This is a genomic window from Gemmatimonadota bacterium (assembly GCA_009841265.1).
Classification (GTDB): domain Bacteria; phylum JAAXHH01; class JAAXHH01; order JAAXHH01; family JAAXHH01; genus JAAXHH01.
Genome location: VXMB01000009.1, coordinates 771,097 through 783,753, shown reverse-complemented (window position 1 = coordinate 783,753; position 12,657 = coordinate 771,097). Strand labels below are relative to the sequence as shown.

11 protein-coding genes are annotated in these 12,657 nt (G+C 62.1%); 4 read left to right on the top strand and 7 right to left on the bottom strand.

The features are described 5' to 3' along the window. The first annotated feature begins 4 nt into the window (after positions 1 to 4). The 3 genes from F4X08_08295 to F4X08_08285 are packed head-to-tail and all read left to right on the top strand — an operon-like array spanning position 5 to position 3,652. The gene (locus F4X08_08295; GenBank protein ID MYD25799.1) at positions 5 to 493 is read left to right on the top strand and encodes a hypothetical protein; all 489 of its coding nucleotides are present in this window, start codon (positions 5 to 7) and stop codon (positions 491 to 493) included. Beyond that, on the top strand, positions 494 to 1,384 hold the full coding sequence (locus tag F4X08_08290) for a hypothetical protein (GenBank protein ID MYD25798.1): 891 nt from the start codon (positions 494 to 496) through the stop codon (positions 1,382 to 1,384). A 27-nt stretch (positions 1,385 to 1,411) separates the two neighbouring features. After that, a complete protein-coding gene (locus F4X08_08285; GenBank protein ID MYD25797.1) occupies positions 1,412 to 3,652 on the top strand; it encodes a copper-translocating P-type ATPase in 2,241 nt (746 codons plus the stop codon). 24 nt (positions 3,653 to 3,676) lie between these two features. On the opposite strand, the gene F4X08_08280 is transcribed toward F4X08_08285, so the two are convergent. The 6 genes from F4X08_08280 to F4X08_08255 form a co-directional block, all read right to left on the bottom strand. Then, a complete protein-coding gene (locus F4X08_08280) occupies positions 3,677 to 5,860 on the bottom strand; it encodes a HAMP domain-containing protein (protein ID MYD25796.1) in 2,184 nt (727 codons plus the stop codon). Continuing rightward, entirely contained in the window at positions 5,857 to 7,107 is a 1,251-nt protein-coding gene (locus tag F4X08_08275; GenBank protein MYD25795.1) for an ABC transporter substrate-binding protein, read from the bottom strand. Before F4X08_08275 ends, F4X08_08280 begins: the two co-directional genes overlap by 4 nt. Positions 7,108 to 7,136: 29 nt before the next feature. Further along, the gene (locus F4X08_08270) at positions 7,137 to 7,562 is read right to left on the bottom strand and encodes an ATP-binding protein (protein ID MYD25794.1); all 426 of its coding nucleotides are present in this window, start codon (positions 7,560 to 7,562) and stop codon (positions 7,137 to 7,139) included. Positions 7,563 to 7,564: 2 nt separating this feature from the next. Next, positions 7,565 to 8,728 carry a SpoIIE family protein phosphatase gene (locus F4X08_08265; GenBank protein MYD25793.1) on the bottom strand — a complete coding sequence of 388 codons (1,164 nt, stop codon included), beginning with the start codon at positions 8,726 to 8,728 and terminating at the stop codon, positions 7,565 to 7,567. Positions 8,729 to 8,821: 93 nt separating this feature from the next. Continuing rightward, positions 8,822 to 9,160 (bottom strand): STAS domain-containing protein, encoded by a 339-nt coding sequence (locus F4X08_08260; GenBank protein ID MYD25792.1) that lies wholly within the window; start codon positions 9,158 to 9,160, stop codon positions 8,822 to 8,824. A gap of 142 nt (positions 9,161 to 9,302) precedes the next feature. Then, the gene (locus F4X08_08255) at positions 9,303 to 10,094 is read right to left on the bottom strand and encodes a phytanoyl-CoA dioxygenase family protein (protein ID MYD25791.1); all 792 of its coding nucleotides are present in this window, start codon (positions 10,092 to 10,094) and stop codon (positions 9,303 to 9,305) included. Positions 10,095 to 10,363: 269 nt separating this feature from the next. Between F4X08_08255 and F4X08_08250 the strand changes: the two genes are divergently transcribed. Then, positions 10,364 to 11,341, top strand: a complete 978-nt coding sequence (locus F4X08_08250; protein MYD25790.1) for a phytanoyl-CoA dioxygenase family protein — start codon at positions 10,364 to 10,366, stop codon at positions 11,339 to 11,341. A gap of 33 nt (positions 11,342 to 11,374) precedes the next feature. Here F4X08_08250 and F4X08_08245 read toward each other — a convergent pair whose 3' ends face one another. Beyond that, positions 11,375 to 12,655 carry a cysteine desulfurase gene (locus F4X08_08245; GenBank protein ID MYD25789.1) on the bottom strand — a complete coding sequence of 427 codons (1,281 nt, stop codon included), beginning with the start codon at positions 12,653 to 12,655 and terminating at the stop codon, positions 11,375 to 11,377. Positions 12,656 to 12,657: the final 2 nt, after the last annotated feature.

The window sequence follows — 12,657 nt, the reverse complement described above, 5'->3', positions numbered from 1 at the left end:
GCCATTGAAGAAGGTAGATGAGTTCACCGTCGAGGAAATCGGCGAGGAGTGGCTGCGCGAGCTATACAAGGTCGTTGCGCTCCGACGCGGCACCATGTTCAGGATGATCACCGAATCGGCCCGCCTCCTTCTGTTCGGCAATGCGGGCGGCGCCGCGCTGATCATCGGCTTCATGAGCACGGCGACGGGCGACCAGGGATCCTCCTACCACTGGTTCAGCCTGTTTTCGCTGCTCGCCTTCGCCCTGGGCACCCTCGCCTCCGCCATGACGATGATCCTGGTGGCCGTGGTTTCCGTGAAGGAAGCCCACGGCGCCGAGAAAGGGCTGAAGCGATTCGTCGACGGTGAGATAAACCGGTCGCAGGTCATGTTTACCATCGAAGAACAGACCTTCCGCCTCGCGGATTCGGCCACCGTTTCCGGGGTCGTAAGCGCGTTGGGGTTCATGGTCGGCGGCCTGATCACCATTGCCCTGCTCATGATTTTCTTCTAGATGAACGATATCCCGTTGCTCCTCCTCGTATATTCGGCGGCGATCTTCGCCGTGTCCCTCCTCGGCGGCAAGCTCTCGGCCATCCTCACCATGACCCATACCCGGACGCAACTGGTCATGAGTCTCGTGGCGGGGTTTCTCCTGGGCGTCGCCATGTATCATCTCCTGTTGCACAGCCTGGAGGACATCCCCGGTCCGTATGCCGGTGAAATCGCCGTGGGTTGCGCGGTGCTGGGCGTCATCATGATCATCGTACTGCTGCGGATCTTCCGGTTTCATCATCACGAATTCGACCAGGAAGCGGTCCCGGGTACGGAGAACCAGGGCCATCACGAACACCCCGGCCACCACGACCACCAGGGCGCGATGGAGGTCAACCCCCGAAGCGTGTTCGGCGTCGCCACGGGCCTCGGCCTGCATACCATCACCGAGGGGATCGCCCTCGGCGCCAGCATGCGCGTCGGCTTGATGCACGACGGGGGCACGATGCTCGCGGGACTGGGCGTGTTTCTGGCCATCATGATGCATAAGCCCCTGGACGCGTACTCCATCATCGGGCTGATGCGGGTGTCCGGTTACGAGAACCGGGCCTGCACGCTGACCAACATCGGATTCGCCCTGCTCTGTCCGCTCGTCACCGTATTCACCTTTTTTGGCGTCGGTCTCCTGAGTCAACTCGACGAAATGCATGTCATAGGGTACGTCATGGCCTTCGCCGCCGGTGTTTTCCTGTGCATCTCCCTGAGCGACCTGCTCCCCGAGATCCAGTTTCACAGCCATGACCGCGGCATTCTCATCCTGGCCTTCCTGATCGGCATCGGTCTCGCGTACGCTCTTTTCCACTTCGAATCCGAGACCATGCACGGGCTGGACACGTTGCATTCCCACTAGCATCACCCCGCACCGCGAGCATCGCCCATGTCGACCTCCACCCAGGGAACGGATTTCGGCGTGGATACCGAAACCCGTGTATTCCACGTCGAGGGCATGACCTGCAGCGCGTGCTCGGCGCGGGTAGAGAAGGTCCTCTCCCAGGTCCCCGGTGTCGCTGCCGCCCACGTAAACCTCGCCCTCGAACGAGCGACACTGACGGTTGCGCCCGGCGTGGAAGGCAACGCGCTGTCCGGCCCCGTGGCCGCCGCGGGGTACCGACTGACCGTCGTTCAGGACGACCGGCACGAGCCCGAAGAGGATCCCGGACGGTCACGTCGGGACCGTGTCGCCATGGTCGTCGCGATCTGCGTGACGATTCCCTTCCTGCTGCAGATGCTGGCCGGGCTGCTGCGGAACTGGACCGGTTTCGACGGGCACATGCCGGTATACGCGGAAGCGACGCTCGCGACTGTGCTGCAGATCGGCATCGGCGCCCGTTACTACCGGAGCGCTTTCCACGCGCTGCGCGGCGGTGGCGCGAACATGGACGTCCTGGTGGCCCTGGGAACCACTTCGGCCTATGCGTACAGCGCCTACCTTGTTTACCGCCTGGGCGCCGGCGCGGCGGGCCAACTCTACTTCGAAGCCTCCGTGATCATCATTACCCTCGTACTCATCGGCAAGCACATCGAAAGCCGGGCGCGCCGCAGCGCGAGCCGGGCGATTCGGGAACTGCTGGCGATCCGGCCAATTACCGCGCGGGTACGCACGGCGGACGGCTCGGAGCGGGATACGCCGGTACATGCCCTGCAGCCCGGCGACGTCGTCATCTGCCGTCCGGGCGACCGGGTGGCTGCGGACGGCATCGTGCTCCGGGGCGAGGCCGAAGTCGACGAAGCGCTCATCACCGGTGAGAGTGTCCCGGCGCCTAAACACCCGGCCGACACCGTGATCGCTGGATCGATGAACATCAACGGCTTCCTGGAGATCGAAGCCCGGGCCGTAGGGAGCGATTCGACGCTGGGTCGTGTGATTCGCCTGGTCGAAAGCGCACAGGCTGCCAAGCCGGCCATCCAGCGTTTGGTGGATCGCGTAAGCGCCGTATTCGTACCGGCAGTCGTCGGCCTGGCCCTGATCACCTTCTCCGCGTGGGTCCTTTCGGGGGCCGGTCTGGAATCCGCGTTGATCAATGCCGTCTCCGTCCTCGTCATCGCCTGTCCCTGCGCGCTGGGTCTGGCGACGCCGACGGCCATCGTGGCCGGTGCGGGCGTGGCAGCCCGGGCGGGCATCCTGGTCAGGGACATCGAATCCCTGGAACAGGCCAATGGCTTGACGCACGTCGTTTTCGACAAGACGGGCACCCTGACCGAAGGCCGTCCCGTCATCGCATCCGTTACGCCCCAGACCGAGCGGAACGAAGACGATCTGCTTCGCGTCGCCGCGTCGCTGCAGCAGGGCAGCGAGCATCCCCTGGCCACCGCGTTTCTGCGCACGGCCGCGGAACGGGACATCGCCCTGGCCGACGTAAACGGATTCAGGAGCGTGGTGGCGAAAGGGGTCCAGGGAGAAATCGAAAGCGAAGGCTACCTGCTTGGAAACCGGAGACTTTTCGATGAGTGCTGTCCGGGTATCGAGCCTCCCGATGCACAGGATAGCGGGGGTTTCAGCGGGGGTTCTACCCTGGTCTGGCTGGCGTCCCGAAACGATGCCGGATGCGCGTTCCTCGCACGTTTCGAACTCATCGACGCGTTGCGGCCCGATGCGGCCTTGGCGGTAGAAGGACTCAGGGAGCTGGGGGTCGAGCCCCTCCTGGTATCCGGAGACGCGGAGGCCGTCGTGGAGCGTATTGGACGGCAGGCCGGCATAGACGAGACCTACGGCGCTGCTACGCCGGAAGAAAAGGAGCGTATCGTAAGCCGTTTGATGGAGAGCGGCGCCAAAGTTTGCATGGTCGGAGACGGAATCAACGACGCGCCCGCCCTCGCACGTGCGTCCGTGGGGATCGCCATGGGCTCCGGTACGGACGTGGCCATGGAAACGGCCGCGATCACGCTGATGAGACCCGATCCAACCCTGGTGGCCGGGGCGATCGACGTGAGCCGGAAGACAATCCGGAAAATCAGGCAGAATCTGTTCTGGGCGTTTATCTACAACGTGATCGGACTGCCCCTAGCGGCGCTTGGTTTCCTCGTCCCGGCATTCGCCGCGGCGATGATGGCGTGCTCCAGCGTCAGCGTAGTCCTGAACTCGTTGACGCTCCGTTCCTGGCGTCCCCGAACCCGGTAGGGATTATCGGGTCATCGAACTTGTTCAGGCTGATGGGTCGGTAGGGGATGCGGCGGGGGTTTCCGGCGCGGTCTCGACCGCGGCCACAGGTAGCCTGATGGCCATTTCGGTGTACTGGCCCGGATCAGAATCCACCACGATCGAACCACCGTGTTCGCGGACGATATCGTTCGACAGGGCCAGACCGAGACCGGTACCCTGATCTGTGGGCTTGGTGGTGAAGAAGGGGTTGAAGATCTTGTCGATCACGTGGGGCGGTATCCCCTTGCCGTTGTCCTTTATCCGGACGACGATCTGATCTTCCTCGCGGCGGGTGGATAACCAGATTCCGGGGACGTAACCGGATTCCGTGTCCGGGTCCTCCCGCTTCTCGTTGGTGGCGTGACAGGCGTTGTTCACCATGTTCAGGAATACCCGGGCCATTTCCTGGGAGACGATCTCGATCTCGCCCAGATCGGACCCGAAGTCTTCGTGGATTTCAAGCTGGAAGTCCGCGTTCGATGCCCGTGCGGCGTGGTAGGCGAGGCGGGCGTGTTCTTCCAGCAGGGCATTTACGTCGGTCGACTGCTTCTCTCCCGAACCGCGGCCCATCTGGAGCATATCGCGTACAATCCGGTTGGCCCGTTCGCCATGCTCCCGGATCCGACGCAGGTTTTCCGTAAGGTCGCCGCCGATCTCGCGGATCAGTCCGTCCTGCTCCTCGTCGATCGTACCGCCGGCCGCCGGGAGTTCTTCCTTCATTTCCTCGAGGAGTTCTTCCGAGGACTCCGCGAAGTTCTTGACGAAGTTCAGCGGGTTCTGGATCTCGTGCGCCACGCCCGCGGTGAGCTCGCCGAGGGCCGCCAGTTTCTCCCGCATGACGATCTGATCCTGCGCCTTCTGGAGTTCCGCCAGCGTGCTTTCCAGCTCGTCGTTCTTTCCGCGCAGTTCCTCGGCCAGTTTCTCCACGAGGTTCAGCCTTTGCGCTTCGATGGAGTGAAGCCTGAAGACTTCCAGCGCGGCAGCCATGTCCGCCACCTCGTCGCGGCCGTCCAGTTCGACTTTCTGCTTCAGATCACCCCCCGCCATGCGCCGCATGTGTTCCGATAGAAACTCCAGCCGGCGCAGCAGCACCTTTCCGACGAACAGCCACGCGATCAGCAAGGCGCCGGTCAGGCTGACCGCGTTCAGGGCGAGGAGCAGCTGCCTGCCCACCTGGATCGTCTCCGTCGACGCAATCGTGGCGGCCTGTGTACTTTCCTGCGCCGAATTCACGAGGCTTTCCACCTCGGCCACCAGTTCGACGGACAGATCCCGGTTGTTCTCGATCAAGGCCCGTTGCTGGGCGATCAGGTCCAGGTCCTCGCCGCGAATCTCGAAGATCTTGCCCTGGCCGCTGCCCAGTTCGAAGAGCTGGGTGAATACCGGTTCGAGCCGTTGCCGCAGGGGCGTCGCGCCCAGGCCGGCGAGGCTTCTCTCCACGCCGCCATCGGCCGACTCGAAGCGCTCCAGCAGGGGTTCCAGTCGATCGGCATCGGACAGGTTGAAGACGTTGGAAAGGATCCGGGTACTGACAGTCGCCTCGGCCTGCAGATCGGCCAGGTGTCTGTACCGTTGCAGTTCCTCTTCGGAGAGGTATTCCTCGCGGGGCGCTACCGGTTGATCGATATCCCGGTATCCCGTTACCGTGTAGAACAACTGGTTGTCGATCGCCGGGACCAGAATGCTCGTCAGCTCGAATTGCAGCCGTTCCAGTTCAAGACGAAGCTGCCGGCCCTGCTCCTGGAGCTCGAAGCGCCTGGCCACGGACTCCTCGATCATTGCGATATTCGACATCAGCGTGTTGCCGGCCTCACTGATGCGTTGAAAGCGTTCGTCTTCCATGCCGTAGCCGGCGATGGCTTCCAGCTGCACCGCGAAACTCTCACGTTCTTCGGAGATGCTCGCGGTTACGGATTCGAGAGCTTCGGGGGTTTGAGCAGCCGTCAAGCGCGGCGCGGCCGCCGCAAGCGTTCCGCTCCGCTGGGCGACGCCGAAAGCCGCCGCGATCTCGGGTACGGCGACTTCGTTTACTTCGCGCTGGGCCTCGCCGACCTCGTTGAAGGCGAACCACGCCACCATACTGGTCATCATGGTAAGCGCTACCGCCGCCCCGATGCCCAGATACAGCTGCCCGGATATACGGGATGGGCCCTTGTCGTACAGCCACAGCAGCCACTGCTTGATCATGGCATCACGTCCCGGAGGGTACGGATGGGATGGTAACGGCCGTCCTGGCCGATCACCGTGAGGAAGACCGCGTCGGAACCCTGGTTGTCCCCTTCGCCGAATTCAAGACGAAGACCGCCCAGGTCGATCGTTCCCGCCCGATTCAGGCTCTCCGTGAGGCAGGAACGCCTTACGTTGGGGCCGCAGCCCTCGAGGGCGGTGATGGTCAGCTTGCCGGCGAGGTATCCTTCGAAGGAAACGAACCCGGGGGTCGTGCCCGGCGCGTGCGCGGAGAGCGCTCTGCGATACTGGACGGCGATGGCGATGTTTCCGGCAGCGGGAAAGGGCACCACCTGAGAGACCAGGACACCGCGGCCGTCAGGACCCAGCTCACCGGCCAGCGCATTGCTCCCTACGAATGAAATCGTTGCGAATACGGGATTGAAACCCACGTGCCGCGCCCACGCAATGAGCGTGGCCACCGGTTGATAAGCGCCGATCACCACGACAGCATCCGGTTTTCCCTGCTGCAGATCGAGCAGGCCGGCCTTGATCGCGGTGGTGTTCCTGGGATATACGCCGATCGCCACGGGATCGAGTTGCCGGCGTTCCAGCGCGCGCCGAACGCCGCGGTATCCGACCCGGCCAAAGGAATCGTTCTGGTACATCACGCCGATGCGCGTGATTCCGAGGTCGCGCGAAAGCCGGTCGACGATTTCCTCGGTCTCCTGGAAATAGGAGGCGCGCAGGTTTATGACGCCCGTATCGGTGTTGTCTCGTAAAAAAATCGCGCCGGTGAATGGCGCGATATAGGGTACGCCTGCCTCCGCGGTTATGGGAACGGCCGAACGGGAGGTGGGCGTGCCGACGGCGCCGATCAGCGCGAAAACCCCTTCCTCCTCGATCAGTTTCCGGGTATTCGCGATCGCGGCTTCCGGCTCATAGGCGTCATCGAGCGTGATTAGCTCGAGCAGTCTTCCGTGTACGCCGCCCCGGCGGTTCGCTTCCTGAAAGGCCGCCTCGATCCCGAGGTTCATGTTCCGCCCGAGTTCGCGGGCCGGACCGCTGAAAGCCGCGGACTGGCCGAAGAGTATGCGTTCGGCCGTCACACCGGGCTCGGTCGCCGCATCGGGCTCGGTCGCCGCTTCGGGCTCGGTCGCCGCTTCGGGCTCGGTCGTCACACCGGGTTCTTCGACCTGGGAGGCGTTCGCGCCGCTGTTTTCAAAGGATAAAGCGGGAGAGAACGCCGTCGCACAAAGGGCGAGCATGATGACCGCCCAGTGGTCGCGCGTTCGTCTCATCCGCTTTCCTTCCGTTTTACGATCGTGAGTATGTTCCGGTTGTCTTCTCGGCGGTAGCTCAGTTCATCCATCATGGTCCGGACAAGGTAGATGCCGAGGCCGCCCACGGGCCGATCATCCAGTCCGGAGTCGACATCCGGCTCGGGCGAGTCGGTCAGGGGATTGAAAGGCCGCCCTTCGTCCCGCAATTCGATCGTCAGCGCGTCGGTATCCGAATCCAGCACGATTTCGAATTCGTGGTCGGACTCGCCGGCGTGGCCGTGTGTAACGATGTTCACGCCCAGCTCCTCGAGGACCAGCTTGACCTGGTAGACCATGCCCGGCGGCCACTCTTCGGACTCGCCGAGTTCATCCACCGCTTCGTAGATGCGCTCCAGCTGGTCGAGTTTCGTGGGCAGGCTTAGGGACAGTCTTCTGCTCATGATCAGGCCTGGCGTTGAAGCACGGTAACACAGGTTATGTCATCGGATTGCGGCGTTTCTCCGGCGAATTCATGGACCGCCTTGAACACTGCCTTGTTGGCGGCTTCCGTACTGTCGGGAGGGGCATCGGAGAAAACCGCCTGAAGGCGGTCCATGCCGAATTCCTCCCCGTCGGCGTTCATGGCTTCGGTTACGCCGTCGGTATAAAGCAACAGGAGATCGCCCGGCGAGAGCACTACGGAGGACTGGCCGAAATTGACCCCCGGGAAAACCCCGAGCGCCAAGCCGTCCGTGCCGGGTAGAAGCGTCGACGAGCCATCGGGGTGCACCACCAGCGGAGGATTGTGCCCACCATTGGAATAGTCCACCTGTCCGGTCTGGGGGTTGAATACCGCGTAGAAGGTCGTGACGAACATGGCCGCTTCGTTTTCCTCGGTAAGCAGGTCGTTGACCTCCTTGAGCACGGCGCCGGGTTCAATGGCGCCGATCGCCGAGCCCTTCAGCAGGGTCCGGCTGGACATCATGAACAGGGCGGCGGGAACGCCTTTGTCGGAAACATCTGCGATGGCCAGGGCAATCTTGCCTCCGGGCAGGCCGAAAACGTCGAAAAAATCGCCGCCGACCTCACGGGCCGGTTCCATATTCGCATAAATCTCGCAATGATCTGAATCGGGGAACTCGGTGGGCAGGATCGACTGCTGCATCTTGCTGGCCACGTTCAGTTCGTTCTGTAGCCGTACAAGCTTGTCCCGCGACTCCAGGGCTTCTCGCCATTCCTCCATGTTCTTCAGCGTGCGCTCAATCGTCACCCGCAGGTCCTGGAAATCGATCGGCTTGGTAATGAAATCGAAGGCGCCCCGGTTCATGGCCGTGCGAATGTTCTTCATGTCCCCGTAGGCGGATACTACCACGGCGCGGATGTCGGGGGCAATGTTCGGTATCTGCGCCAGCAGCGTTAGACCGTCCATCCGGGGCATGTTGATATCGGAGAGGACCATGTCTATATCGGGCACTTCGTTCAGGCGTTCCAGGGCTTCTACGCCATTCTGGGCGAAATACAGCGTATACAGGCCGGAACGCACGTCACGGCGCATGCGCTGCCGCATCAGGTGTTCGAGATCCGGCTCGTCGTCCACTACAAGGATTTTGTACGGAGTCTGCGTCATTTCACCCCCGGAAACCGCCGCGGCCGTTTCCCGTTTCACAGTTCAACAGGACGCCTGTACGCCGCGTCGCGAAGCATAAACGGGAAGAGGCGCCTACCGGCCGATCTTATCCACCGCTTCGGCCTGGGAATCGTGAATGGATATGATCTTGTCGAAACCGCTGATTTCGAAGACTTCCCGGATCGGATCCGAAAGCGAACACAATGCGAACGCGGCATTCCGCTTCTGGAGTAGTCGCGCGATCAGCAGGATGACCCTCAGGCCCGCACTGCTTATGTAGGACAAGGTACTGAAATCCAGCAGCACCTTGCTGTCGTCTTCACCGATGGCGCCGTTGAGCGCGTCTTCGAATTCCCGCGCGTTGGCGCCGTCGATTCGACCTTCAACCTTCGCAATAAGTACTTCGTTTGCTCGGTCGACACTGATCTCCATGAAACCAACCCCCTTTACAGGTTTAAAATACTGCCTTGTTCGGCAAAATCAGCAATCTGTACTCCATAGGTTTTCCCTGGTTTCTGTGCATCTGGTCCGGCCTGGACCGGCCTGGTCCTGCCTGGACCGGTCACGCATCCGCTTAACCCGATGCCAGGATCGGATGCAGCGGTCCTCCGAACGGTTCGCCCGGTTTCATGGTCTGGTCGCCGCCCGCGTCCCATCGGCCGTTGTAGTTCACGTACTCCGGTATGTAGATGATCGCCAGCGCTCTCCGGGGTGATGAGGTGCGATTCGGCGTAGCGTAATGGAACGTGCATCCATGATGAAAAGTCACGCCGCCCGCTTCCATGTCCATCACGACGGGTTCGACATCGACTTCGACGTCCGTACTCTCGATATCTTTCAGTACGCTGGCGCCTTCCGTGCTCAGCGGCACCGGTGCCAACCGGCCGTACTTGTGCGATCCGGGTATGAACTGCATGCAACCGTTGTCCACCGCTACATCGTCCACGGCGATCCATGCCGATAGCGCGCCGACCTGATCCATGGGCCAGTACGGTGCGTCCTGGTGCCAGTTTGTTGCCTTGCTCTGTTCACCGCCGGGCTTGATCAGTCCATGGTCATGGTAGATGGCCAGGCGCTTGCACTTCGATATCTTCCGGGCGATCTCCGCCAGCCGCGCGTCAAACGAGTACTTCCGGATGACCTCGTAGTCTACCCACAGGTTGACCATCTGGTTGAAAACGCGGTTATAATCGTCGTCCGTCTCGCCTCCACCACCCAGTATCCGTGCTCTCTTTTTCTCGATCGTCTTGTCCAGCGCGTCGGCCAGTTCCGCGATTTCCCGCTTCGAGAAAAACCCCGGAATCTGGAGATAGCCATTCTCCTGAAAGAACTCAACCTCTTCGGCGCCAATGTGATTTGGATTCATAACGCTGTAGAACCCGGGGACTTGATCGCATAACTCATATATAGTCCAAGCCTATACAAATCAACAACAATAAACATTTCAGTGCAGAATTTCGCACGAATAACGTAAATTAACTTACGAGCAAGAAATTTCAACCCCTTTTCACAACTCAAGGGTTTTATTCGGTATTACGGCGCCTGACCGGAAACGGTACAGCGCCCGGCCGGAAACTGTACGGCGCCTGGCCGAAATCGACACACCCACCATCGTTCAACCCGGATGAGCGCACCATGTCGACGGACCGATACCGGATCGGCGTCCAGGACTATATCGACTATCACCGCGATGGCTACCTCGTCGTCCGCGGACTCGTGCCCGGAGCGGAGGTGGAAGATATACGCCGCCATACCGAAGCACTGATGCAGGGAAGGATAACCATCGAAGGGGTCGATCCGCCGCCGCCCGGGTTGACGTCCGAACAGATGGGACAGCACTGGCTGCGCATACACATGCTTCACCGGAAGCACGCGCTGCATGAGCGATTTCTGCTGCAACCCCGCATCCTGGACGTGCTCGAAGCCCTGATCGGTCCGGACGTGCTGGCGCTCCAGACCATGTTGTTCCTGAAGCCGCCCGGCCGCGAAGGCCAGGGTTTTCACCAGGATTCGTACTACATTCCCACCTATCCCGACACGCTGATAGGATCCTGGCTGGCCGTGGATCCCGCGGACGAAGACAACGGCTGTGTGACGGTCATCCCGGGATCGCATCATGAACCGATTTATCCGGACGAAAACAAGCTAGGCCAGAATCACACCGACGGCGCCATAGGGGATCTCGGGGTAATCGAGGGCGCCAGCGCGACGGACGAGTCCGTGAACGGGCTGGCCCCTGTCGCCGGGAAATACGCCGACCGCGAAGTGGCCGCCCTGATGGCGCCGGGCGATGTCCTGTTCATTCACGGCCATCTCCTGCACCGCTCGCACGAGAACCGGACCGGGACGCGGTTCCGCCGGGCATTCGTGGGCCATTACTGCAACGCGAGGTCCTGGGTGCCGTGGAACCATGGCGCTGACTTCGAGGGGCCGACCGCGAATCACCTCCACATCCTCGCACGGGGCAACTCCCACCTGCCCTTCGCCATGCCGAAATTCGGCACACAATGCGACGCGCTCAATCCCAGGGAAACGGCCAGGGGCATGCGGCCCGCGCGCATGATGGGCGACATGCCCGCGTCGACCGTAAAGGGCGTCATGGTATCGCGTTGACGGATCCGACATCGGCTCGTTGAGGCAGAGCGATTACGCGCCGAATAGGTTCCGCGCCCGGTGGATGGCTCCGATCATGGTATCGATTTCTTCGGAGGTGTTGTAGAAATAGAGGCTTGCCCGCGCCGTGGCGCCGTAGGGCGTCCCGAGCCGGCGCATGAGGGGTTGCGCGCAGTGGTGCCCGGCGCGGATGGCGATGCCCTGGCGGTCCAGCACCGTCGACAGGTCGCTGGGGTGCATGTCGTCCAGGTTGAAGGAGATCGCCCCTCCCCGGCCCGGCGCGTGACCGTAGACCGTCAGGCCGTCGATTTCCTCGAGCCGTTCGATCGTGTAGTCTGTCAACGCCCTTTCGTGGGTGTGTATGTGCTCCATCCCGACGGCGGAGAGGTAGTCCACCACGTCGCCGAAGACGATGGCGTGGGCGATATTGGGGGTGCCCGCCTCGAATTTCTCCGGGACGTCCGCGCTGGTGAATCCATCGAGCCGGACTTCATCGATCATCGAACCCCCGCCCATGTAGGGATCCATCGCTTCGAGCAGTTCCTGCCTTCCGTATAGTCCGCCGATGCCGGTCGGACCGCACATCTTGTGGCCGGAAAACGCGAAGAAATCGCAGCCCAGACGTGCCACGTCCACGGGCATGTGCGGCACGCTCTGCGCGGCGTCCACGAAGACCAGCGCGCCGGCGGCGTGGGCCCGTTCCACGATGGCCTCGACCGGATTGACTGTGCCCAGCACATTCGACATGTGTGCGATGGACACGATGCGCGTCCGCTCAGTGATCAGGCCGTCCGCCTGGTCCATGTCGAGCGACCCGTCTTCACGGATATCGAAATACCGGAGCACGGCGCCGGTTTCCCGCGCCAGCATCTGCCAGGGCACGATGTTGCTGTGGTGCTCCATGACCGAAAGCAGAATTTCGTCGCCCGTCCCGACGTTCTTCCGGCCCCAGGCGCTTGCCACGAGGTTTATGCCCTCGGTCGTGTTCCGCACGAAGACCAGGTTGCGGGCCGGTACGTTGATGAAGCGCGCTACCCGTTCGCGGGCGGCCTCGTAGGCGTTGGTCGCCTCTTCGCTGAGCGTGTGGAGTCCGCGGTGCACGTTGGCGTTCAGCCGTGTGTAGTAGTCGTCCAGGGCGTCGAGCACGGCCCGGGGTTTCTGCGAAGTGGCGCTGTTGTCCAGGTAGACCAGCGGCTTGCCGTGCACCTTCCGGTCCAGGATGGGGAAATCCCCGCGGTAACGCAGGGCGTGTTCGTCAGACAGGCGCACCGCGTCATCCAGCTTGCGTGGCGTTTCTAACAGGGCTTCTTCCATGA

Coding starts and splice junctions, on each gene's coding strand:
- F4X08_08290 (MYD25798.1), top strand. CDS start 494: ATGAACGATATCCCGTTGCTCCTCCTCGTATATTCGGCGGCGATCTTC.
- F4X08_08285 (MYD25797.1), top strand. CDS start 1,412: ATGTCGACCTCCACCCAGGGAACGGATTTCGGCGTGGATACCGAAACC.
- F4X08_08280 (MYD25796.1), bottom strand. CDS start 5,860: ATGATCAAGCAGTGGCTGCTGTGGCTGTACGACAAGGGCCCATCCCGT.
- F4X08_08275 (MYD25795.1), bottom strand. CDS start 7,107: ATGCTCGCCCTTTGTGCGACGGCGTTCTCTCCCGCTTTATCCTTTGAA.
- F4X08_08270 (MYD25794.1), bottom strand. CDS start 7,562: ATGAGCAGAAGACTGTCCCTAAGCCTGCCCACGAAACTCGACCAGCTG.
- F4X08_08265 (MYD25793.1), bottom strand. CDS start 8,728: ATGACGCAGACTCCGTACAAAATCCTTGTAGTGGACGACGAGCCGGAT.
- F4X08_08260 (MYD25792.1), bottom strand. CDS start 9,160: ATGGAGATCAGTGTCGACCGAGCAAACGAAGTACTTATTGCGAAGGTT.
- F4X08_08255 (MYD25791.1), bottom strand. CDS start 10,094: ATGAATCCAAATCACATTGGCGCCGAAGAGGTTGAGTTCTTTCAGGAG.
- F4X08_08250 (MYD25790.1), top strand. CDS start 10,364: ATGTCGACGGACCGATACCGGATCGGCGTCCAGGACTATATCGACTAT.
- F4X08_08245 (MYD25789.1), bottom strand. CDS start 12,655: ATGGAAGAAGCCCTGTTAGAAACGCCACGCAAGCTGGATGACGCGGTG.